Source organism: Lentzea sp. NBRC 105346, assembly GCF_030269605.1.
Classification (GTDB): Bacteria; Actinomycetota; Actinomycetes; order Mycobacteriales; family Pseudonocardiaceae; genus Lentzea.
On the sequence record NZ_BSTQ01000001.1, the window covers coordinates 911,405 to 937,233 of the forward strand.

At 70.3% G+C, this 25,829-nt stretch carries 3 protein-coding genes; all 3 read right to left on the minus strand.

Going from position 1 to position 25,829, the window contains the following annotated elements; all coding sequences use genetic code 11:
• Positions 1-2: 2 nt before the first annotated feature.
• Genes QSK35_RS03425 through QSK35_RS03435 form a run of 3 tightly spaced genes read right to left on the minus strand, consistent with a single transcriptional unit; the run spans position 3 to position 25,827 of the window.
• Positions 3-7,175, minus strand: coding sequence for a non-ribosomal peptide synthetase (locus tag QSK35_RS03425; protein ID WP_285742105.1), 7,173 nt, complete (start codon positions 7,173-7,175; stop codon positions 3-5).
• Positions 7,172-23,623 (minus strand): non-ribosomal peptide synthetase, encoded by a 16,452-nt coding sequence (locus QSK35_RS03430; RefSeq protein ID WP_285742107.1) that lies wholly within the window; start codon positions 23,621-23,623, stop codon positions 7,172-7,174. The genes QSK35_RS03425 and QSK35_RS03430 overlap by 4 nt, the downstream gene beginning before the upstream one ends.
• Positions 23,620-25,827, minus strand: a complete 2,208-nt coding sequence (locus QSK35_RS03435) for a non-ribosomal peptide synthetase (protein ID WP_285742109.1) — start codon at positions 25,825-25,827, stop codon at positions 23,620-23,622. The genes QSK35_RS03430 and QSK35_RS03435 overlap by 4 nt, the downstream gene beginning before the upstream one ends.
• Positions 25,828-25,829 lie beyond the last annotated feature (2 nt).

The following is a 25,829-nucleotide window of genomic DNA, read 5'->3' on the forward strand; positions in this document are numbered from 1 at the left end:
TCTCACCCGCCCTGTCGGCTCCTGATCGCCTGACCGGCCTCCACCGTCGCGAAGAACTCCAGCAGCCCCGGCACGAAGTCGTCGTCGAGCTCGGCCGCGTGCTCGATCGTGCCCGTCAGTCCGTCGTCCTCGAACAGCTCCAGGAACAGGTCGAGGTCGGTGTTCGCGACGTCCACGCGGCCCGGCCGGATGGTCAGCCCCTGCACCTCCCGCGGCCCATCGGGTGTGTTCCGCAGCGACAGCCCCACGTTGAACGGCGACTCGTGCCGCTCGTAGGGCACGTCCTGGTTGGCGAACGCGGCCAGGTCGGTCTGCCGCACGCGGTCCAGCAGCTCGCCGAACGTCGGGTCGCCGGAGGTGTCGGTGCGCAGCACGAGGACGTTCGCGAAACACCCCACCAGGTCGTCGAGCCGCTCGTCGACGCGGCCGGCGATCGGCGTGCCGATGGGGATGTCCATGCCCTCCCCGCGCTCGGTGAGGTACGCGGCCAGCCCCGCCTGCAGCACCATGAACAACGTCGTGCCGGTCGACCGGGCCAGCGCCAGCAGCCGCTGGTGCGTCTCGCCGGGGAAGCTGATCGGCGTCGTGTCGCTCTGCCGTCGCGTGCGCCGTTTGGCCGGGAGACCGTGCAGCGACTCCGTCCAGTACCGCAGTTGGTCGTCCAGGGGCAGTTCGCGGTGCCACAACGTGTAGTCCGCGTACTGCACGGGCAGCGGTGACCACGACGGGGCCTCGCCTCGGCAGCGCGCCTCGTAAGCCGTGGCGAGATCGCGGAAGAGCGGGCCCATCGACCAGCCGTCCGCGGCGATGTGGTGCACCAGGAACAGGAACGTGTGCTCCCGCTCCCCCGTGCGGAACAGCGTGGCGCGCACCGGTATCTCTTCGGCAATGTCGAACGGGTACCGCGCGGCGTCGGCCAATCCCGAATCGCCTTCGACGATGCCGAACGGGACGTCGGCCGTGACGATCTCCTGGTACGGCTCGTCGCCGGGGAACCGGGTGCGGAGGACCTCGTGCCGCTCGACGACGTCGCGCACCGCGGCCTCGACCGCGGCGACGTCGAGCTCGCCGGACAGGGTCAGCACCGCGGGCATGTTGTCGTTGGCGCTCGGCCCTTCGGCCCGCCACTTGGTCCAGTACCGCAGCTGCGCGGCCGAGAGCGGTAGCCGGGCCGGGCGTTCGACAATGTCCAACGGCGTTCGGGTCACACCGCTGTCGAGCAGCGGTGCCAGGCGAGCGACGGTCGGCGCCTCGAACAGTGCGCGCACCGAAAGTTCGACGTTGTCGAACAGCGTTCGGATGCGGTTGACCACGCGGATGGCCAGCAGGGAATGCCCACCCAGTGCGAAGAAGTCGTCGTCGACGCCGACCCGTGGCAGGCCCAGCACGTCGGCGAACACCGTGCACAGCACGTCCTCCCGCGGTGTGCGGGCCTCGCGGGCCGAGACGAGCGCCGCCAGATCCGGGGCGGGCAGCGCCTTGCGGTCGACCTTGCCGTTCGGCGTTGTCGGAAGCTGTTCGACCATGACGAACGCCGCGGGCACGAGATAGTCCGGCAACAGCGTTCCGAGGTGCTTGCGCAGCTCGGCCTGGTCCAGGCCGCTCGCAACGACGTACCCGACCAGCATCTTCTCTGGTTCCTCGCGCACCACGACCACAGCCTGTGTCACCGAGGGGTGCGCCAGCAGCGCGTTCTCGACCTCACCCGGCTCGATCCGGAACCCGCGGATCTTCACCTGGTGATCGACCCGGCCCAGGAAGTCCAAGTGGCCCAGAGAACTCCAGCGCACCAGGTCGCCGGTCCGGTACATGCGACCGCCGAAGGGGCAGGCCACGAACCGCTCGGCGGTCAGCCCAGGACGGTTCAGGTAACCGCGCGCGAGGCCGTCACCGGCGATATACAGCTCGCCCGGCACACCTGGCGGCACGGGGCCCAGGGCGTGGTCGAGGACGTACACCCGCGTGTTGCCGAGCGGCGTCCCGATCGGCGGCCGGTCGGCTTTCTGTCCATTGAGGACGCACGTCGTCGACCAGATCGTGGTCTCGGTGGGGCCGTACACGTTGTGCAGTTCCCCGACGTGCTCCAGCAGCGCCCGCGCCAGCTGCCCGGACACGGCCTCGCCGCCGATGAGCGCCTTGATCCCGTCGAGGCTCGACGGCTCGGCCTGCACCAGCGCGTCCCACAGCGTCGGCGTGGCCTGGACGATCGTCGCCTCGCGCACCAGCGAAGCCAACTCGGCGGGGTCCCGCACGGTGTCGCGTTCGGCGACGACCAGCTCGGCTCCGCTGAGCAGGGGCACGAACAGTTCCAGCGCGGAGATGTCGAACCCGACCGTGGTGACCGCGAGGAACCGGTCCGCGGTGGTCAGGGCACACCGGCGGACCATGTCGGCCAGCAGGTTGTTCAGGGCGTGCCGGGTGACCACGACTCCCTTGGGACGGCCGGTCGAACCGGACGTGAAGATCACGTACGCGGGATGGTCCGGCCGCACGGCCACCACGGGATCGTGGTCGGGCCCTACCCAGATAGCGGGGTCGTCGAGCGTCAGTTCGGTGATGACCAGCGGCGCACGCGTGTCCTCCAGCATGAAGCCGACGCGTTCGGCCGGATACTCGAGGTCCAGCGGCAGGTAAGCCGCACCGGACTTGAGCACAGCCAGCAGCGCGACCACGAGGTCCGGCGACCGCGGCAGCGCCACCGCGACGATGTCCTCGGGCCCGAGACCGAGGCCGATCAGGTGGTGCGCCAGCCGGTTCGCCCTCGCGTTCAGCTCGGCGTAGGAAAGCGGCCCGACCGCGGTCGCATCTGGGGTGCGCTTTGCCTGCGCGGAAATGAGCTCGGGCAACGTGCTCGCGGGCACGTCGCGTGCGGTGTCGTTCCACCGGTGCAGCACCGTCTTACGTTCCTCGGCGTCGAGAACGTCAATCCGCGTGATCGGCTCGTCGGGCCGCTCCACGGCCGCGGTGAGCAGCCTGGTGTAGCGGGCGATCATCGTGTCGACGGTCGCCGCGTCGAACAGGTCGGTCGCGTACTCCACGACGCCGGCCAGCCCGTCGTTCTCCACCAGGTAGAGGCTCAGGTCGGCTTTGGTGGTGCCGGTGCCGACGGCGAGCACGGACGCGCGCAGGTCGCCGAAGTCCGGCCAGTCCTCCGGGGTGTTCTGCAGCACCAGCATGACCTGGAACAACGGGTGGTGCGCCTGCGAGCGGACCGGGTTGAGCCGCTCGACCAGCAGCTCGAACGGCACCTCCTGATGCGCGTACGCGGCCAGGTCGGTCTCCCGGACCCGCTGCAGCAGCTCGGCGAACGACGGATCACCCGACACGTCGTTCCGCAGCACCAGGGTGTTGATGAACAGGCCCACGACGTCATCGAGCGCGTCGTCGACGCGGCCGGCGATCGGCGACCCGATCGGCACGTCGGTACCAGCGCCGAGCCTCGTCAGCAACGCCGCGAGTCCGGCCTGCAGCACCATGAACAGACTCACGCCGTGCGTGCGCGCCAGTTCGTTCAGTCCATTGAGGAGTGTCGGTTCGATGGTGAAGTCGCGGGTCGCGCCACGGTAGCTCTGGATCGCGGGCCGCGGCCGGTCGAACGGCAGCACGAGCTGGTCGGGCAACCCGGCGAGCCGCTCCAGCCAGTAGTCGACGTCGAGCGGCTGATCCTGTTGCCACAGCACGTAGTCCGCGTACTGGACCGGCGGCTCCCGCAGTTCGGCCCCCGCATAGGCGGCCGCCAGGTCTCGCGCGAGCGGTCCGAGCGACCAGCCGTCGGCCACGATGTGGTGCACGAGGAACAGCAGCACATGGTCATCGGGCGCCCGCCGGAAGAGCCACACCCGGACCGGAACCTCGGACAGGTCGAAGCAATGCCGCGCGGCGTCGGCCAGTCCCGAATCGCCTTCGACAATGTCGAACGGCAGGTCGGCCGAGACGATCTCCTGGTAGGGCTCGCCGTCGATCTCGACGAACCGCGTCCGCAACGCCTCGTGCCGCGCCACGACCTTGGTCAGCGCCGACCGCAGGGCGGCCTCGTCGAGCGGGCCCTGCAGGCACACGGTGAGCGGCATGTTGTAGGTCGCGCTGGGTCCTTCGAACCGGTGCAGGAACCACAGCCGGCGCTGCCCGAACGACAACGGCAGCCGCTCCGGCCGAGTGACGCGCTCGACCCGCGAACGCGCGCGGCCCGACCGGTCGAGGCGCGACACCAGCCCGGCCACGGTCGGCGCCTCGAACAGCACACCGACGGGCAGCTCGGCCCCGAGCACGCTGCGGACGCGGTTCACGAACCGCATCGCCAGCAGGGAATGCCCGCCGAGCGCGAAGAAGTCGTCGTCGATGCCGACCCGGTCCAGGCGCAGGATCTCGGCGAACAGCCCGCAGAGGATCTCTTCCTCGGGCGTGCGCGGCGCACGGCCGGTCCCGGCGCGGAAGTCCGGTTCCGGCAGCGCCCGGCGGTCCAGCTTCCCGTTCGGCGTTGTCGGAATGTGTTCGACCATGACGAACGCGGACGGCACGGCGAAGTCCGGCAGCACCCGAGCCACCCGCTCCCGCAGCCCGGCCACGTCGCCCACGACGTAGGCGATGAGCCGCTGATCCCGTGCGATCACCACGGCCCGCGCGACCGCGGGATCGGCCAGCAGCGCCGCCTCGACCTCGCCGGGCTCCACCCGGAACCCGCGGATCTTCACCTGGTCATCGGCCCGGCCCAGATACTCCAGCTCACCCGAGGCGTTCCACCGCGCCACGTCGCCGGTCCGGTACATGCGGAAACCATCATTTCGGCTGCCGAACGGACACGCCACGAACCGCGACGCGGTCAGTCCCGGCCGCCGCGCATACCCGCGGGCCACACCCGCGCCGGCCAGGTACAACTCTCCCGGAACACCAACCGGAACCGGCCGCAGCGCATCATCGAGCACGTAAGCACGGATGTTGCTGATCGGCCGCCCGATCGGCGGCGACGCCGGCCACTCCCCCGGATCAGCCGGCAACGTGCACGCCGTCACCACATGGGTCTCCGCAGGCCCATAGTGGTTGTGCAGCCGCGCGGTCGAGCCCGCGAAGAACCGGCTGATCGCACCTTGGGGCCGCAACGCCTCACCGGCCTGCGCCACATCCCGCAGCGCGGGCAGCGTGATCCCTTGCTCCACCGCGGCGTCACACATCGCGTCGATCACGAGGTTCGGCGTGTACATCGCCTCGACCCGCTGCCCGGCCATCCACCGCGCCAGCGCGTGCGGATCCTGCCGAGTCTCCTGCGGGCACGGCAACAACATCCCGCCGGACAGCAACGTGCCCAGCATCTCCTGCACCGACACGTCGAAACTCACCGCGGTGAACTGCGCCGTCCGCGCGGGTGGCAACTCGTGCCACGTCAACAGGTTCACCATCGCCACACCGGGCATCAGAATGCCCTTGGGCTGCCCGGTGGACCCCGAGGTGTAGATCAGATACGCCGGGTGCTGTGGATCAACGGCAACGTGCGGATCCGTATCGGGAAAGTCCACTGCACACGGCAATGAGTCGATCACACAGACCGGCCGCGCGTCCTCCAGCATGAACGCGATCCGCTCCTCCGGATAGTCCGGATCGACGGGCATGTACACGGCGCCGGCCTTGAGAATCGCCACCAGGGCGACCACGAGGTCCGCGGACCGCGGCAACCGCACGGCGACGACGTCCTCCGGCCCGGCACCCTGCCGGATCAGCCAGTGCGCCAACCGGTTCGCCCGCGCGTTCAGCTCCGCGTACGTCAACTCGTCCACGGCCAGCGCTTCCGGCGAACGCCGGACCTGTGCCTCGAACAACTCCGCCAGCGAGACTTCGGGGATTGGTGCGCTGGTGTCGTTCCACCGGTTCACCACGAGCTCGCGCTCGGCCGGGTCGAGGATCTCGACGTCACCGATCCGGCGGCCTGGATCGGCGACGACCGCCCGCAGGAACCGGACGAACCGCCCGGTCAGGGTCTCGACCGTGGCGTGGTCGAACAGGTCGGTGGCGTAGTCGGTGATCGCGTGGATGCCGTCCTCGTGCTCCACGAGGTGCAGCGTCAGGTCGAACTTGGTGGTGGTGACCGCGATCCGCTCCGGCCGGGCGTCGAGGTCCGCGAATCGCGACGTGATCGGTGGGGTGTTCTGCAGCACCATCATGACCTGGAACAACGGGTGGTGCGCCCGCGAACGCGCGGGGTTCAGCGTCTCCACCAGGTACTCGAACGGCACGTCCTGATGCGCGAACGCGGCCAGGTCCGTCTCGCGCACCCGGCCCAGCAGCTCGGTGAAGGACGGGTCGCCGCTCGTGTCGGTCCGCAGGACGAGCGTGTTGACGAAGAACCCGACCAAGTCATCGAGGGCTTCGTCGGTGCGGCCGGCGATCGGCGACCCGATCGGCACGTCCGTCCCGGCACCGAGCCTGGTCAGCAATGCCGACAAACCCGCCTGCAGCACCATGAACAGGCTGACGTCGTGGCGGCGCGCCAGGTCGTTGAGCTCGGACCGCAGCCCGGCGTCGATGGTGAACTCGACGGCGGCACCGCGCTGGGACGCGACCGCGGGCCGTGGCCGGTCCGTGGGGAGGACGAGCTGCTCGGGCAGTCCGGCCAGCTGTTCGGTCCAGTAGGCCACCTGCTCGGCGAGCAGGCTGCCCGGATCGGCGGCGTCGCCGAGGAGTTCCTGTTGCCACAGCGTGTAGTCCGCGTACTGCACGGGCAGCTCGTCCCACGCGGGCCGGGCCCCGCGGCAGCGCGCCTGGTAGGCCGACGCGACATCGCGGGCGAGCGGCGCCAGTGACCAGCCGTCGGCCGCGATGTGGTGCAGGAGAAGCAGAAGCACGTGCTCATCCGGCGCGACGCGGAACAGGTACACCCTGATCGGAAGTTCGGCGGACAGGTCGAACCGGTACCCCGCGGCCTCCGCCCAGCCCTCCCCTTCCAGCGTCTCGAACGGCACCTCGTACGAGGACACGATCTCCTGCACGGGTTCGTCGCCGACCTCGCGGCACCGCGTGCGCAGCACCTCGTGCCGCCCGACGACGTCGTCGAGCGCCATCCGCAGTGCCGGGACGTTCACCTCGCCCCGCAACCGCACCGCCAGCGGCAGATTGTAGGTCGCGCTCGGCCCCTCAAGTTTGTGCAGGAACCACAACCTCCGCTGCGCGAACGACAGGGGAGTCATTCCGCCTCCTCAGAACGCATACGCCGCAGCGCCGGCCGTCGGCGGGTCGTGCCGTCCAGGCGTGGCACGAGGGCCGCCACGGTCGGGTGGTCGAAGATCGCCCGCACCCCGATCTCAGCGCCGGTCGCCGTCCTGATCCGGTTGACAAGGCGGGCCGCGAGCAGCGAGTGCCCGCCTAGATCGAAGAAACTGTCGTCCACCCCGACCCGATCGAGCCCCAGCACCTCCGCGAAGAGTCCACAAAGGACTTCCTCCTGCGGCGTGCGTGGACCGCGAGAAACCGACTCGAACACCGGCGCCGGCATGGCGCGCCGATCCAGCTTCCCGTTGGGCGTCAACGGCATCGCGTCCAGCACGACGACGGCGGACGGTACGGCGTGCGCGGGCAGCAGTTCACCGGCGCGCGACCGCAGCGCCACGGTGTCGACCAGCAACCCGTCGACCGGCACCACGTAACCGATGAGCCGCTCGTCGCGCACGACCACGACCGCCTGGGCGACCGAGGGGTCGGCGAGCAGCGCGGCCTCGACCTCACCGGGTTCGATGCGGAACCCGCGGATCTTCACCTGGTCGTCGGTGCGGCCCACGAACTCGAGGTCGCCGGACGCGACGCGGCGCACGACGTCACCCGTGCGATACAGGCGCCCCGGCCCGAACGGATTCGCGACGAACCGCGACGCGGTCAGCCCGGGCTGCCCGGCGTACCCGCGAGCGAGACCGGCGCCGGCCACGTACAGCTCTCCCGCCACCCCGATCGGCACCGGCTGCAACGACGGGTCCAGCACGTAGAGCCGCAGATCGTCGATCTGCCTGCCGATCACGCTGGTCTCGTGCGAGCGGTCGAGCTCGGCGTACGTGACGTGGACCGTGGTCTCGGTGATGCCGTACATGTTCACCAACGAGATGCCGCGGCCGAACCACGGGGTGATCCGCCGCGGGTCGAGCGCCTCACCGCCGAAGATCACCGTGCGCAAGGCCAGGTCCGGGTGCGGGTTGAGGGCGTAGAACGCCGACGGCGTCTGGTTGAGCACGGTGACCCGCTCGCGGACGAGCAGCCGCAGGAAGTCCTCGGGCGAGCGGCTGACCGCGAACGGCACCACCACGAGGCGGCCGCCGTGCAGCAGCGCGCCCCAGATCTCCCAGACCGAGAAGTCGAACGCGAAGGAGTGGAAGAACGTCCACACGTCGTCGCCACCGAACTCGAACCACCGGCGGGTGGCCGAGAAGAGCCGCACGACGTTCGAGTGCGGGATGACCACGCCCTTCGGGGTGCCGGTCGACCCGGACGTGTAGATCACGTACGCGGGGTGCTCCGGCCGCGGTCGCGGCACCGGGTTCGTGTCGGGACCGCCGGGCAGTTCACGCACGACCGTCGTCGCACCGGAGTCGTTGAGCAGGAAGGAGATCCGCTCGGCGGGGTACTCCGGGTCCACGGGCAGGTAGGCGGCGCCCGCCTTCAGCACGCCGAGCAGCGCGACGACCAGGTCGGCCGAGCGCGGCATGCTCACCGCGACGACGTCCTCGGGTCCGATCCCCTGCGCGATCAGATGGTGTGCCAACTGGTTCGCGCGCGAGTTGAGCTGCGCGTAGGTCAGGTCGTCCACCGCGAGCGCGTCCGGCGTGCGGGCCGCCTGCGCCTCGAACAGCCCGGGAATCGTGTCCCCGGCCGGCGCGGACGCCTCCGTGTTCCAGCCGTGCAGCAGCTGATGGCGTTCGGCGGGGTCGAGCAGGTCGACGTCGTCGACCGGCCGGTCCGGGTCGGCGACGACGGCCTCCAGGAGCCGGACGTACCGCTTCGTCATCGAGTCGACCGTCGCGGCGTCGAACAGATCCGTCGCGTACTGGACCGCACCGGCCATGCCGTCGCCGGTCTCCCTGAGGTGCAGTTCGAGGTCGAACTTGGTGGCGCCGGTGTCCGCCTCGACGGACGACGCCGTCAGCTCCCCGAAGTCCGGTTGGGACTGCCGGTGTTGCAGCTCCAGCACGACCTGGAAAAGTGGGTGCCGGGCCCGCGAGCGCGCCGGGTTGAGGTGTTCCACCAGCAGCTCGAACGGCACCTCCTGGTGAGCGAACGCCTCCAGGTCGGTGCTCCGCACCCGGCTCAGCAGTTCCGCGAACGTCGGACGGCCGGACGTGTCGGTGCGCAGGACGAGGGTGTTGACGAAGAAGCCGACCAACTCGTCCAGGGCCTCGTCGACGCGGCCGGCGATCGGCGAGCCGATCGGCACGTCGGTCCCCGCACCCAGCCGGGTGAGCAGCGCGGCAAGACCGGCCTGCAGCACCATGAACAGGCTCGCCCCGTGCCGGCGAGCCAGCTCTACAAGTCCACTGTGGAGCTTCGCGTCGATCGCGAAGTGCCAGGTCGCTCCCTGGTAGGAGGCCGCTGCGGGCCGTGGCCGATCGTACGGAAGTGTCAGTTCGTCCGGGAGGCCGGCGAGCCGTCGCGCCCAGTACTCGATGTCCAGTGGCTGATCCCGTTGCCACAGCGCGTAGTCCGCGTACTGGACCGGCAGCGGCGAGAGGCTCGTCCCGGAGTACGCCGCCGCGATGTCCCTGGTGAGGGGCGCCAGCGACCAGCCGTCCACCGCGATGTGGTGCACCAGCAGCATCAACACGTGCTCGTCCGGTGCGACGGCGTGGAGCCACACCCTGATCGGCGGTTCCGCGGAAAGGTCGAAACAGTACCGCGCGGCCTCCTCCCACCCGTCACCGTCCACGACCGTGAACGGAACATCGGGGTCCACGACCTCCTGGTAAGGCTCACCGTCGATCTCGACGAACCGGGTCCGCAGCACCTCGTGCCGTGCCACCACGTCGTGCAGGGCCCGCCGCAATGCCTCGTGGTCGAGCGGCCCGGTGAGCCGGACCGCGAGTGGCAGGTTGTAGGTCGCGCTCGGCCCCTCCAGCTTGTGCAGGAACCACAACCGGCGCTGTGCCGCCGACAGCGGCACCCGTTCCGGGCGCTCGGCCCGCTCGATCCTGGATCGCATCCGGCCGGTGTGGTCCAGCGCGAGAGCGAGGCCCGCGACGGTCGGCGTCTCGAACAGCCTGGCGACCGGCAGCTCGACGCCCAGCACGCCACGGACGCGGTTCACCAGCCGCATCGCCAGCAGGGAGTGGCCGCCGAGGTCGAAGAACCCGTCGTCCACGCCGACGTGGTCCAGCCCCAGGACCTCGGCGAACAGTCCGCAGAGCAGCTCTTCCTCGGGCGAGCGCGGCGCCCGTCCGCCGCCGCGGGTGAACACCGGGTCGGGCAGTGCGCGCCGATCGAGCTTCCCGTTCGGCGTTGTCGGAAGGTGTTCGACCATGACGAACGCGGACGGCACGGCGAAGTCCGGCAGTACCTGGGCGACGCGGCCCTTGAGCCGCATCGGATCGACATCGCCGACGACATACGCCACCAGGCGTTTCTCCCGCACGACGACAACGGCCTGCTTGACCGAGGGGTCGGCCAGCAGCGCCGACTCGACCTCGGCGGGCTCGACGCGGGCGCCGCGGATCTTGACCTGGTCGTCGGTGCGGCCGACGTACTCGAGCCGGCCGTCACGCCACCTCGCCAGGTCGCCCATGCGATACATGCGGCCGGGCTCGAACGGGTTGGCGACGAACCGTTCCGCGGTCAGGCCGGGACGTCCCGCATAACCGCGCGCGAGTCCAGGACCGGCCACGTACAGGTCACCGGGGACACCGGGCGGCACCGGACGCAGCCGCGAGTCGAGCACGTACGCCCGGTTGTTCCAGGTGGGCGTGCCGATCGGTGCGACGCCCGAGTCGCTGCCGGTGACGGTGTGCGCGGTGACGACCTGGACCTCGGTGGAGCCGTAGTGGTTGTGGATCCGCAGCTCCGGATAGCGGTCGAGCAACGAGCGCAGGTCGCGGTCCAGCGCCAGCGCCTCACCCGCCTGGGAGATGTGCCGGAGAGCGCTCAGGTCCACTTCGGACTCTGCGGCGACCCGGCACAGCTCGCGCACCATGACGTTCGGCACGAACAGCTGGTTGATCTCCCGGTCCGCGAGCCACCGGACGAACGCGACGGGGTCGCGCCGCACCTCATTGGTCGGGATGACGAGCGTCTCGCCGTAGAGCAGCGCGGAGAGGACCTCCTGGACGTGCACGTCGAACGTGAGCGCGGTGAACTGCGCGGTCCGCGTGCCCGGCCCGCCCGGCACGGCGACCTTCTGCCACGCCAGCATGTTCACCACGCAGCGCCCGGACATCGCGATGCCCTTGGGCTTGCCGGTGGATCCCGAGGTGTAGACGACGTAGGCGAGGTTGTCCGGTGCGGCGCCATCCAGTGGCGTGTCCGGTCCGGTGCACTCGACCGAGTCCACGACGAGCGAAACGCCGGCGTCGTCGAGGATGAACCGGATGCGCTCCTCCGGATGCTCCGGGTCGACGGGCACGTACGCGCCGCCCGCCTTGAGCACGCCCACCAGACCGACGATCATGTCGACGCCGCGCGGCATGCGCAGCCCGACCGTGGTGTCCGGGCCGACGCCGAGCGACCGCAAGTGGTGCGCGAACCGGTTGGTGCGCCGCTCGAACTCCGCGTAGGTGAGCCGGTCGTCCTCGCATTCCACGGCGATCAGGTCGGGCGTCCTGACGGCCTGCGCGGTGAACAGCTCGGCCAGCGGACGGATCTCCACCGGCACATCGCTCGCGTTGCGCTCGACCAGCAGTTCGTGCCGTTCGGCATTGTCGAGCAGGTCGAACGAGCTGATCGGACGCTCCGGCGTGGCGGCCGCGGCGGTGAGCAACCGGTTGAACCGCACGAGGAGCGTCTCGATCGTGCTCGCGTCGAACAGGTCCGTGGAGTACTCGACCGCGCCCCGCCCGTCGGGATACACGTGGACGGCGAGGTCGAACCGGGACGTGCCGGTGCTCGCCCGCTCCAGCGTGGCGTCCACTCCGGACAGTTCCAGGCCGGCCGGGTCGGTGTTGTGCAACGCCAGCATGACCTGGAACAGCGGGTGCAGCGCCCGTGACCGGACAGGGTTTAGCACCTCGACCAGGTGCTCGAACGGCACGTCCTGATGCGCGTACGCGGCCAGGTCCGTCTCCCGGACGCGGCGCAGCAGTTCGGCGAACGACGGGTCACCGGACGTGTCGGTCCGCAGGACGAGGGTGTTGACGAAGAACCCGACGAGGTCGTCGAGGGCCTGGTCGGTGCGGCCGGCGATCGGCGACCCGATCGGCACATCCGTTCCCGCACCCAGTCTCGTCAGCAACGCCGCGAGCCCGGCCTGCAGCACCATGAACGGGCTCACGCCGTGCTTGCGGGCCAGCGGTGCGAGGTCCGCGTCGATCGTGAAGTCGTGCACCGCGCCGCGATACGACGACACCGCGGGGCGTGGCCGGTCGAACGGCAGAGCGAGCTGGTCGGGCAGATCGGCGAGCTGCCGCGTCCAGTACTCGACCTGCTCGTCCAGCGGCAGTTCGCGCTGCCACAACGCGTAGTCCGCGTACTGCACGGGCAGCGGAGCCCAGCTCGGCGCCTGTCCGGCCACGCGGGCCGCGTAGGCCGTTCCGAGGTCACGGCCGAGCGGGCCGAGCGACCAGCCGTCCGCCGCGACGTGGTGCACCAGCAACAGCAGCACGTGCTCGTCCGGCGCCACCCGGAACAGCCACACCCTGATCGGCAGTTCGGCAGACAGATCGAAGCAGTACCTCGCGGCCTCTTCCCAGCCGTCCCGTTCGACGATGTCGAACGGGACCTCGGTATCGGCGACCTCCTGGTGCCCTTCGTTCGTGATTGTCGAACGCAGTACGTCATGGCGCTCGACCACGTCACGGACAGCCGCCCGCAACGCCGCGACGTCGAGCGGTCCACGCAGCCGGACGGTCAGGGGCATGTTGTAGGTCGCGCTCGGGCCTTCGAGCCGGTGCAGGAACCACAGCCGTTGCTGCGCGTACGACAGTGGCACGTGCTCGGGCCGTTCGACCGGCGTGAGCGCGCGCCGCGCCGGGCGAGCGCCGGCGATCGCCCCGGCGAGTGCCGCCGGGGTCTGCGTCTCGAACAGCGTTCGGACGTCCAGTTCGGCGTTGAACGCGGCGCGGACGCGGTTGACGAGCCGGGTGGCGAGCAGTGAGTGCCCGCCGAGGTCGAAGAAGTTGTCGTCCGGCGCGACCCGCTCGTGTCCCAGCACGTCCGCGAACAACGCGCACAGGATCTCGGTCTCGGGCGCGTCCCGGCGGACTGGCACCACGGACGCCGCCTCACCGGCGGTCGTCACCGTGCTGCCGAGTTGCTCGACCTCGATATCGCCGATGCCGCGCGCCGGGTCGGCCGCGAGCGTGTCCAGGGCGCGCAGCCACAGTTCGGCGAAGCGTTCGACCGTGGGCCGGTCGAACAGGTCGGTGGCGTACTCGATCGTGCCGCTCAGGCCGTCCACCTCGTTGAGCTGGATGGCCAGGTCGAACCGCGCGGTCGCGGTGCTCACCGGTTCGAACCGCGTGGTGAGGCCGGGCAGCGTGAACCGGTCGAGCGGGGTGTTCTGCAACGCCAGGGCGACCTGGAACAACGGGTGGTGCGCCATCGACCGGGCCGGGTTCAGCACCTCGACCAGATGCTCGAACGGCACGTCCTGGTGCGCGTACGCGGCAAGGTCCGTCTCCCGTACGCGACGGAGCAGCTCGGCGAACGATGGGTCGCCGGAAGTATCAGTCCGCAACACCAGCGTGTTGACGAAGAACCCGACCAGATCATCCAACGCATCATCGGTACGTCCCGCGATCGGCGACCCGATCGGCACATCCGTCCCCGCACCCAACCTCGTCAGCAACGCCGCGAGCCCGGCCTGCAGCACCATGAACAGGCTCACGCCGTGCTCGCGGGCGACCTCCCGCAGCGCGTCCTGCAACACGGGCGGGACCGACAGGTCGATCACGTCACCGCGATAGGACTGGACGGCACCGCGGGCTCGGTCGGCCGGCAGCGCGAGCTGCTCGGGCAGACCTGCCAGCTGCTCGGTCCAGTACTGGATCTGCTCGTCGAGGGGCTGTTCTCGTTGCCACAGCACGTAGTCCGCGTACTGCACCGGCAGCTCGGCCCACTCCGGGGCGGTCCCGGCGCACCGCGCCCGATAGGCCGTCGCGAGGTCACGCGAGAGCGGGCCCATCGACCAGCCGTCGGCGGCGATGTGGTGCAACAGCACCAGGAGAACGTGCTCGCCGGGCGCCACCGTGAACAGCGTCGCCCGCAGCGGCGGCTCTGCCGACAGGTCGAATGGATAGCGCGCGGCTTCACTTATAGCGGCCGCGACGTCCATCGCCTCGACCTCGAAGAACGGCGGTTCCGGTGCGGTGACCATCTGGTAGGGATCGTCGTCGTCCTGCCGGAAGACCGTGCGCAGCGTCTCGTGCCGGCCGGCCAGGTCTCCGAAGGCGGCGCGCAACGCGTCGCGGTCCAGGTCGCCGAGGAGCCGGATGGCGACCGGGATGTTGTAGATCGCGTTCGGTCCGGAGAGCTGCCGCAGGAACCACAACCGCTGCTGCGCGAACGACAGGGGCACGCGCGAGGGCCGTTCGGCGGGCTGGATCGGGCGGCGCGCCTCGGGTCCACCGGCGAGTCGCTCGGCCAGCCCGGCCACGGTCGGCGACTCGAAGACCGCGCGTACCGGCAGGTCGACGGACAGCACCGTGCGGATGCGGTTGGTCAGGCGCGTGGCGAGCAGCGAGTGCCCGCCGAGGTCGAAGAAGCTGTCGCCGACCCCGGCGGGCACTCCGAGCACGTCGGCGAACAGTCCACAAAGGATCTCCTCGACCGGGGTGCGCGCGTCCCTGGTCTCGGCCGCCGCGTACTCGGGTGCGGGCAGCGCGCGCCGGTCGATCTTCCCGTTCTGCGTCAACGGGAGTTCGTCGAGCACGACGAGCGCCGCGGGCACCATGTACTCGGGCAGCACGTTCGCGACGTGCTTGCGCAGGGTGATCGTGTCGATCTCGACACCGTCGGCGGGCACGAGGTAGCCGACGAGCCGATCTTCGCGCAGGACGACCGCGGCCCGGCTCACCGCGTCGTGCGCGAGCAGCGTCTGCTCGATCTCGCCGGGTTCGATGCGGAACCCGCGCAGCTTGATCTGCGCGTCGGCGCGACCCACGTAGTCGAGCTCGCCGTCGGGCGTCCACCGGGTCAGGTCGCCCGTCCGGTACATCCGGCCGGCGCTGAAAGGATTGGCGACGAACCGTTCCGCGGTGAGCGCGGGCCGGTTCAGGTAACCGCGGGCCAGGCCGTCACCGGCGATGTACAACTCCCCCGCGACGCCCGGAGGAACAGGCCGCAGCCCCGCGTCCAGGACGTACACCTGCTGGTTGGGCAGGGGTTTGCCGATCAGCGGCCGGTCGGTGAGCTCGTGGGCGGTGGACCAGATCGTGGTCTCGGTCGGCCCATACAGGTTGACCGCGCGCCCCAGGCCCGCCAGGTCGCGAGCGAGGGACGGCGGCAGGGCCTCGCCGCCGACGAGGATCGTGCGGTCGCGCAACGACTCCGGGTGCTCGCGCACCAGTGCGTGCCACAGCGTCGGCGTGGCCTGCATGATCGTCGAGTGCTCCGCGAGCCGGGCGAGCGCGGCCGGGTCGGTGATCGTGTCGCGATCGGCGAGCACCACGGTCGCGCCGCGCAGCAGCGGCAGGAAGAGCTCCAGTCCGGCGATGTCGAACCCGACCGTGGTGACCGCGAGCAGCCGGTCGTTCCCGGTGAGCGGGAACCATTCCGACATGGCGGCCAGGAAGTTCGTCAACGCCCGGTGCGGCACGACGACGCCCTTGGGCACGCCGGTCGACCCGGACGTGTAGATCACGTAGGCCGGGTCGGCCCCGCGCGCCGGGGCACTGCGCGGACTTCCTTCCGTGACCTCATCGATCACCAGGACGGGCTCGGCGTCGGCGAGCATCAGCTCAATGCGTTCGGCCGGGAAACCGGGGTCGATCGGCAGGTACGCGGCACCGGCGCGCAGCACGCCGAGCAGTGCCACGACCAGGTCGATGCCGCGCGGCAGCACGACCGCGACCAGGTCGCCGGGTCGCACGCCGCGGTCGATCAGGTGTCCGGCGAAGCCATCCGCACGCTCCAGGAGCTCCACATAGGACAGTTCGGCGTCGCCGCTGACGAGCGCGGTGGCGTACGGGGTGCGGGCGGCCTGGGCGGCGACCAGGTCGGGCACGGTCGCGTCCGGGACACCGCGCCGGGTGTCGTTCCAGCCGCGGAGAACGCGGTCTTCCTCGTCCGGCGCGAGGATCGGCGCCTCGCCGATCGGGCGCGACGGGTCGGTGGCGAACGCCGTCAGCAGCCGCAGCCAGCGGGCCAGGATCTCCTCGACGGTGCCGCGGTCGAACAGATTGGTCGCGTACTCGACGACACCGGTACCGTCCTCTCGAACGTTCAGCGACAGGTCGAACTTGGTGGTGCCGTTGGCGACCGCCTCGATCTCCAGGTCGTTGGCCGGCGTGTTCTGGACGGACAGCTCGATCTGGAACAGCGGATTGTGCGCCATCGACCGGGCCGGGTTGAGCACCTCGACCAGGTGCTCGAACGGAACATCCTGATGCGCAAAAGCGGCCAGATCCGTCTCCCGCACCCGGTTCAGCAGCTCTGCGAACGACGGGTCGCCGGACGTGTCCGTCCGCAACACCAGCGTGTTGACGAAGAAGCCGACCAGATCGTCCAGCACATCATCGGTACGGCCCGCGATCGGCGACCCGATCGGGACGTCGGTCCCCGCACCGAGCCGCGTGAGCAGTGCGGCAAGTCCGGCCTGCAGCACCATGAACAGGCTCACGCCATGCCGGCGGGCGAGGGCGGTCAGCGGTGCGGGGTCGAACGTGAACGGGATGACGTCACCGCGGTAGGACGGCACCGGCGGTCGCGGCCGGTCGACGGGGAACGTGACCTGGTCCGGGAGTCCGCCGAGCTGTCGCGTCCAGTACTCGACCTGCTCGTCGAGCGGCAGGTTCCGTTGCCACAGCGCGTAGTCCGCGTACTGCACGGGCAGTGGCTCCCACACCGGCGCCTCGCCACAGCACCGCGCCTCGTACGCGGTGAGCAGGTCCTTCGACAGCGGCCGGATGGACCAGCCGTCGCCCGCGATGTGGTGCAGCACCAGCAACAGGACGTCACCGTCGAGCCAGGCCCGGACCGGGATCTCCCGCTCCAGGTCGAACGCGTACAGTGCCGCGCCCTCCCGCGAGCCCACCACAAGCTCCGGCGCGGCCTCGTCGAGCACGAGCTGGTACGGACCGTCCGGACCCTCCGGGAAGATCGTGCGCAGCGACTCGTGCCGCGCGGCCACGTCGGCGAGCGCGGCGCGCAACGCCTCGACGTCGGCCTCGGGCAGCCGGACCGCGCCCGCGATGTTGTAGGTGGCGGTACGGCCTTCGAACCGGTGCAGGAACCACAGGCGTTGCTGCGCGAACGACAACGGCACGCGCTCCGGCCTGGACACCGGCGTGATGGCGGCCCGGACGCGACCTTCCCGCACCTTCGTCGCGAGACCCGCCACGGTGGGCGACTCGAACAGGTCACGGACCTCGAGCTCGGCGCCGAGCACGGTCCGGACGCGGTTCACGACCCTGGTGGCGAGCAGCGAGTGGCCACCGAGATCGAAGAAGCTGTCGTCGATCCCCGCCGGCATCCCGAGCACCTCGGCGAACAGGCCGCAAAGGACCTCCTCGACCGCGGTGCGTGGCGTCCGGCGTTCGACATTGCCGTACGCCGGTTCAGGTAGTGCGCGCCGATCGACCTTGCCGTTCGGCGTGAGCGGCAGCTGTTCGACAATGACGAACGCCGACGGCACCATGTACTCCGGCAGCTCCCGCGCGAGGTGCGCCTTGAGCGCGTCGACCTCGACATCGCCGACCACGTAGGCGACCAGCCGCTTCTCGCCGTTGTGCTCGCGGACGAGGACAACGCTGCGCGCCACGTCGGGGTGCCCGGCGAGCACCGAGTCGACCTCGGCGGGTTCGACGCGGAAGCCGCGGATCTTGACCTGGTCGTCGGCGCGGCCGAGGTACTCGAGGGTGCCGTCGGCGCGCCACCGGCCGAGGTCGCCCATCCGGTACATCCGGCCGTTCGGCGATGCGACGAACCGTTCCGCGGTGAGCGAAGGCCGTCCGGCATACCCCCGCGCGAGGCCAGGCCCCGCGGTGTACAGCTCGCCGGGCACGCCGACCGGAACCGGCCGCAGTGCGGCGTCCAGAACGAACATCCGGTTGTTCCAGGTCGGCGCGCCGATCGGCGCCACGCGATAGTCGTCGCTCGCGGAGACGGTGTGCGCGGTAACGACCTGGACCTCGGTGGAGCCGTAGTGGTTGTGGATCCGCAGGTCCGGGTAGCGGCTCAGCAGCGCGCGCACGTCCTCGTCGAGCAGGAGCGGTTCTCCGGCCTGACAGATGTGCCGCAGTGCCGAGAGATCCGCGTCGAGCCGGCCCGCCTGGTCGCAGATCGCCCTGATCATCACGTTCGGCACGAACAGCCGGGTGATCCGCTGGTCGGCGAGCCAGCGGGTGAATGCCACGGGGTCGCGGCGCACGTCGTCGGTGGCGACGACGAGGGTTTCGCCGTCGAGGAGTGCGGAGATGACCTCCTGGATGTGCACGTCGAACGTGAGCGCGGTGAACTGGGCGGTACGAGCGCCGGGGCCGCCGGGCACGGCTTCGCGTTGCCACGCCAGCATGTTCACCACGCAGCGCCCGGACATCTCGATGCCCTTCGGCCGTCCGGTGGATCCCGAGGTGTAGACGACGTAGGCGAGGTTGTCCGGCGTGACCCCGGAGTCCGGCGCGGTGCGCGGATATCCGCCGAGGTCGCGGAAGGTGTCCTCGGTGACCTCGACGGTGATCCCGGAGTCGTCGCGGATGTACTGGATCCGGTCGGCCGGGTGCGTCGGGTCGAGCGGTACGTACGCGGCGCCGGCCTTGAGGATGCCGAGCAGTCCGGCGATCATGTCGACGCTGCGGCCGATCCGCAGGCCGACCTTGTCATCCGGCCCGATTCCCCGCGCCCGCAGGTGGTGCGCCAGCTGGTTGGCACGTTCGTGCAGCTCACGATAGGTGAGCGCGGCTCCGGCGCACTCCACCGCGATCCCGTCGCCGGTGGCGCGCGCGTTCAGCAGCTCGGGCAGCGGGGTCTGGGCGACGTCGTGGCCGGTGGCGTTCCAGGTGTCGAAGCGGTCGCGTTCGTCGAGCAGGTCGATGTCGCCGATGCGCCGACCGGCGTCCTCGACGGCCGCTTCGAGCAGACGGATCCAGCGGGCCGTCGCGGCCTCGATCGTCGTGCGGTCGAACACGTCGGTGGCGTACTCGATCATCGCCTCGATGCCCGACGCGTTCTCCCACAGCTGCACGGTCAGGTCGAACTTGGTGGTGCCCGTGCCGATCGGGTGCGGACGAATGTCCAATCCGGACAGTTCGAGCTCTTCGCGCGCGGTGTTCTGCAGCTGCAGCATCACCTGGAACAGCGGCGTGTGCGCCATGGAGCGGGCGGGGTTGAGCACCTCGACGAGCTGCTCGAACGGAACGTCCTGGTGGGCGTAGGCGGCGAGGTCGGTTTCCCGCACGCGGTTCAGGAGTTCGGCGAACGTGGGGTCGCCGCTGGTGTCGGTGCGCAGCACGAGCGTGTTGACGAAGAACCCGACGAGGTCGTCGAGTGCCTGGTCGGCGCGGCCGGCGATGGGTGAGCCGATCGGCACGTCGGTACCCGCGCCCATCCGCGTCAGCAGGGCGGCGAGCGCGGCGTGCAGGACCATGAACAGCGTGACGCCGTGCGCGCGGGCGAGGTCGATCAGGTTCCGGTGGAGTTCGGGGCTGATCGCGGTGAACAGGATGTCGCCGCGGTAGCTCATCTCGGCCGGGCGCGGGCGGTCCATCGGCAGCGTGACCTGATCCGGCAGGTCCTTGAGCTGCTCGGTCCAGTACTCGACCTGCTCGTCCAGCGGCAGTTCCCGTTGCCACAGCGCGTAATCCGCGTACTGCACCGGCAGCGGTTCCCACGTGGGCGCCTCACCCCGACAGCGCGCGTCGTAGGCGTCGAGGACATCACGGGCCAACGGGCGCATCGACCAGCCGTCGCCCGCGATGTGGTGCAGCAACAGGAGCAGCACGTGCTCGGTCGCGCTCTCCTCGAAGAGATAGACCCGCAGCGGCGGTTCGACGCCGAGGTCGAACCCGTGCCGGACCGCTTCACGCAGCGCGACGTCGATGTCGTCCGGTCGCGTGGCGATCCACGGGACGTCGACCTCGTCGAGCACGACCTGGTGCGGCCCGGCCGCGGTCTCCGGGAAGATCGTGCGCAGCGACTCGTGCCGGGCCACGACGTCCGCGACGGCCTCGCGCAGCGCGGCGCTGTTCAGCGGGCCGGTGATCCGCAGCGCGGCGGGGATGTTGTAGGTGGCCGCCGCGCGCTTGAGGCGGTGCAGGAACCACAGGCGTTGCTGCGCGAACGACAGCGGCACGGCCTCGGGCCGCGGTCGCCGTTCGAGCGGCTTGCGGGCTTCACCGCCGGCGCGCGCGGCGAGGGCGGCGACCGTGGGACTGTCGAACAGGTCGCGCACGCCGAACTCGACGCCCAGGCCGGTGCGGATCCGGTTGACCAGCCGGGTGGCGAGCAGCGAGTGGCCGCCGAGGTCGAAGAAGTCGTCGTCGATGCCGACTTTCTCGAGCCCGAGCACCTCGGCGAAAAGTCCACAAAGGATCTCTTCGACGGCGTTGCGCGGCGTCCGGCTCTCAGTGGTCGTGTACTCGGGTGCGGGCAGCAGGTCGCGGTCGAGCTTGCCGTTGCTCGTCAACGGCAGCGCGTCCAGCACCACGAACGCCGACGGCACCATGTAGTCGGGCAACGACCTGGCCGCGTGCTCGCGCACGCCTTCGGCACCGCCCACCAGGTAGGCGACCAGCCGCTTGTCCCCCGGCCGGTCCTCGCGCAGCAGCACGGCGGCCTGGCCGACGTTCGGGTGTTCGAGCAGCACGGACTCGATCTCGCCGAGCTCGATGCGGTAGCCGTTCAGCTTGACCTGGTGGTCCGCGCGGCCGAGGAACTCGAGGTTGCCGTCGGCGCGCCACCGGGCCAGGTCACCGGTCCGGTACATCCGGCCGGGGCCGTAGGGGTTGGCGACGAACCGTTCGGCGGTGAGTCCCGGCCGGTTGAAGTAGCCGCGGGCGAGCTGCGGTCCGGCGATGTAGACCTCACCGCCGACGCCGATCGGTGCGGGCCGCAGCGCCGGATCGAGCACGTACATCCGGGTGTTCCAGTTCGGCTTCCCGAACGTGAGCACGCCCGCCGGCACGACCTGGCCGGGTTCGATCGGGTACTCGGTGCAGCCGACCGTGGTCTCGGTGGGGCCGTACTCGTTGATCACGCGGACGCCGGGGTTGCGGTGCCGCCACTGGTCGAGCAGGTCGCCGTACAGCGGTTCGCCGCCCGTCACGAGCTCGGTGCTCGGGCTGAAGTCGCCGGGCAGCAGGTTGAGCAGCGCGAGGTGGCTGGGCGTGATCTTGAGGTAGTCCGGCTTCTCGGTGGTGTCGCCTTCGAGCGGTCCGATGTGGACGCGGCCGCCGCTGACGAGTGGCGCGTACAGGGCGGTGACGGACAGGTCGAACGCGGGTGAGGAGTGCAGCAGCGCGGTGCCGCTGGTGCTCGGGTAGGTCGCGCAGGCCCAGGCGATGTAGTTGGTGAGCGCGGCGTGGTCGATGACGGTGCCCTTGGGACGGCCGGTCGACCCCGACGTGTAGATCACGTACGCCGCCGTGGCCCGGTGGATCTCGACATCGGGCGCGGTGTCCGGATACGCGTCCAGGTCCGGGATCGCGTCAAGCGTGAGGACCGGCCGGGTCTCCTCGATCATGAACGCGATGCGGTCCGCGGGGTGATCGAGGTCGATCGGCAGGTAGGTCGCCCCGGCCCTGAGCACGGCCAGGCTGGCCACGACCATGTCCACACCGCGCGGCAACGGCAGCGCGACGATCTGTTCCGTTTGGACGCCCTGGGCGATCAGGTGGTGAGCCAGGCGGTTCGCGCGCGCGTCGAGTTCGGCATAGGTCAGAGTGCTTTGTCCATCCGAGACCGCGGGCCTGGCCGGCGTGCGCTCGGCTTGCGCCGCGACGAGGTCCGGGACGGTCTGCGCGGGCACCGGGTGGTCGGTGTCGGTCCACTCGACGAGCAGGCGGTGCCGTTCCGCTTCGGGCAGCAGACCGACCTCGCCGAGCGGCCGGTCGGCCTGGGCGCTCAGCGCACCGGTGAACTCGATGAAGCGTTCCTGTTGCAGCGCCAGGGTTTTCGCGTCGTAGAGATCCGGGTGGGCGTCGAACTCCAGCAGGATGCCGTCGCGGCCGTGGACGCTGCCGTAGGAGTTGAGGACGAGGTCCTTCACCGGCCCGGACTGCACGATGTGCCGGGTGGCGGGGAGGTCACCGAACTTCGTCTGCCGTTCGAACAGCATGACGTTCACGATGGTGCCGAACAGGTCGCCGCGGCCGCCGGCCATGCCGAGCTCGCGGTGCAGGACCTCCATCGGGTAGAGCTGGTGGCGCAGTATCAGCTCGATCTTCTTCGACACCTGGTCGATGAGGTCGGCGAAGCTGGTCTCCGGGGTGATCCCCACGCGTAGCGGCAGCTCCTTGGCGAGCATGCCGGGCGTGGTGCGTGCGGCGGGCCCGCGCCGTGCCGGGAGCGACAGGCCGACGACGACGTCACGTTCGCCGGTCATCCGGTGCAGGTACGCCACCGAGGCGGCGATCATGACGGCGGACCAGAGCGTCCGCTTCTCCCTGGCCAGGGCGAGCAGGCTCGCGGCGTGGTCGCCGGGCAGGGCGGCGGTGCGGTGGAACGAGCTGGGCACGGCGTTGCCGATCCGGCCGGCGACGCTGACCGGGACGGGCAGGTCGGCGAGCTCGGTGTGCCAATGGTCCCGGTCGGCGACGAACTCGGGCGACTCGCGGTAGGCGGCGTCCTCGGCGACCAGTTCCTCGAGCGTGCCGAACTTGCACGGCGCGGGTTGCTCACCGCGGGTCAGCGCGGTGTAGATCTCGGCGATGCGGTTGGTGTAGAGCTGCTGGCCGACGCCGTCGATGGCGATGTGGTGGTAGCGCAGGAAGAGCAGGCTCCGGTCACCGATCGTGATCACCGCGTGCGCGAAGAGCGGTCCCCGCTGCAGGTCCATCGGGTGGCGCAGGTCGGCGCGCATCCACTCCCGCGCGGCCTCGTCGTCCTCCGCATCCACATAGGACACGGGTACTTCGGTGACCGGTTCGACGATCTGCCAGAGCCGGCCGTCCTCCTCGGCGAAGCGGACGCGCAGCGCCTCGGTCTCGCCGATCGCCTGGCGCAGTGCCCGTTCCAGCAGTGGCAGGTCGAGGGTGCCGTCGATCGCGAGGTACCCGCCGCAGTGGAACAGGGTGCTGGTGGGATCGAGCTGCTGCGACACCCACACCGCGAGCTGCGAGGCCGAGACGGGCTGCTTCACGGTTGTCCTCCTGAAGAGACCAGTGCGGCGGGCGTGGGGTTGCGGTAGACGTCGCGGACGGTCAGCGCGATCCCCTGATCCCGCAGGGCGCGGACGATGCGCGCCGCCAGCAGCGAGTTGCCGCCGAGGTCGAAGAAGTTGTCCGTGGCGGTGACTTCCGTGCGCAGCTGCGCCCGCCACACCGACAGCACCTTGGCCAGCTGATCGTCGCCCTCGGGTTCTTGTCGCGCCGGCTCCTCGAACTGCGGCAGCTGGCTCACATCGAGCTTTCCGTTGCCGGTCAACGGCAGCGCGGGCAACTCGGTCACCGACGGGACCATGTACTCGGGCAGCATCCGGGCCGCCCTGCGTTTGAGATCGTTCGCGGTCGTGCCGTCGAGCACCACGTAGGCATCGAGACGCGCGGTCGCAGCGTCGCCCGGCTGGTTGAGGATGACGGCCGCGGCGACGACCGCGGGGTCGGTGAGCAGTACCTCGCGGATCTCGTCGAGCTCGATGCGGTGACCGCGCAGCTGTACCTGGTTGTCGAGCCGGCCGAGGTGTTCGAGCGTGCCGTCGGCGTTGAGCCTGCCCTTGTCGCCGCTGAGGTAGAGGCGTTCGCCGTCGATCTCGACGAAGCGCTGGCTGGTGAGCTCCGCGCGGTTGAGGTAGTGCAGTGCGAGGCCGGCGCCGCCGACCGCGATCTCGCCGGTGTGCCCGAACGGGACGACGTTGCGTTGTTCGTCGACGACGCGCACGTTCCAGCCGGGGATCGGCCTGCCGACGGACTTCGTGCCGTCGAGCGCCTCTTTCCTGGTGATCGTCTGGGCGGTGACGTGCACGGTGGTCTCGGTGATGCCGAACATGTTGACCAGGCGGGTCTCGGGGTGTGTGTCGAGCCAGCGGGTCAGCGGCCGGGTGTCGAGCGGTTCGCCGCCGAAGATGACGAGCCGAACGTCGAGTTCGCTGGGCTGGCGGGATTCCAGGTCGAGGAGCTGGGAGAACGCCGACGGGGTCTGGTTGAGGACGGTGACCCGGTGGTGCCGCAGGAGGTCGCGGAAGTCCTCGGGGGTGCGGCTGGTCCAGTGCGGGACGACGACCACGCGGCCGCCGGTGAGCAGGCAACCCCAGATCTCCCAGACGGAGAAGTCGAACGCTGCCGAGTGGAACCACGTCCACGTGTCGTGCGGGCCGAAGCCGAAGTCCTTTGTGGTGCCGTCGAGCAGCGCGGTGACGTTGCGGTGCGGGATGACGACGCCTTTGGGGGTTCCGGTGGATCCGGAGGTGTAGATGACGTAGGCGGGGTCGTCGGGGTTTCCCTTGAGGGCTTCGGGTTCCGCCTCGTCCTGTTCGACGCTGTTGATCACCTGGGTGAGTCCGGCGTCCTGGGCGATGAGGTCCCGGCGGGCCTCCGGGTGTGCGGGGTCGAGCGGGACGTAGGCGGCGCCGGTCATCAGTACGGCGAGCAGCGTTATGATGAGGTTCGCGGAGCGGTCGAGGCAGACGCCGACGAGATCGCCGGGGCCGGCGTCCAGTGCGGCGGCTCGCCGGGCCGCACGGTCGACGAGCTCCCGATAGGTGATCTCGTTGTCACCGTCGACGATAGCGATCGCGTCCGGAGTTCGTTGCGCTTGCTCGGCTACTCGCTCATGGATGGTTCCGCGTGGGTGGTCGTTGCGGTCGCCGCGACCGCGGGCGATGATCTGCGCCGGGTCCGCGGTGAGCCGATGCAGCAGTTCGCGGACGTGGTTCTGCTGGGCGGGACGGTGCCAGCAGCGGGCGATGAGCGCGCCCGTGTGGTCATGCGTGATGTGCACGTGCGGGTCGAGGCTGGGGAGGTAGCGAACGAGTTCGGGAATGGGGTGCCCGACAGTTCCGCTGACGTCCGCCGGTGCCTCGCGCAGCGTGGTCTCTTCGAGTCGCAACGGGCCCCGGTCGTCGGCTGGCAACGGGATGATCGCGTTGTCAGTCCACTCTGGACTTTTCTCGGCGACGACGCGGTCGAGTTCGGCTCGTCCGCCGGGTCCGCGTTCGGCGGTGATGACGAGTTCAGTCGCGTCCGGGTAATGGAGCACGACCGTGCGGGTTCCGGGCCGGGTCAGTTCCCGGTGCCGCCGGCGTTCCGCCTCCGCGCTGTCCACCGGAAACGGGACCGTCTGTACCCAGGCGCCCGCCGGTACGTCCACATCGGACACGATCCGATAGACCGCGGCGTGGTGGGTCATGC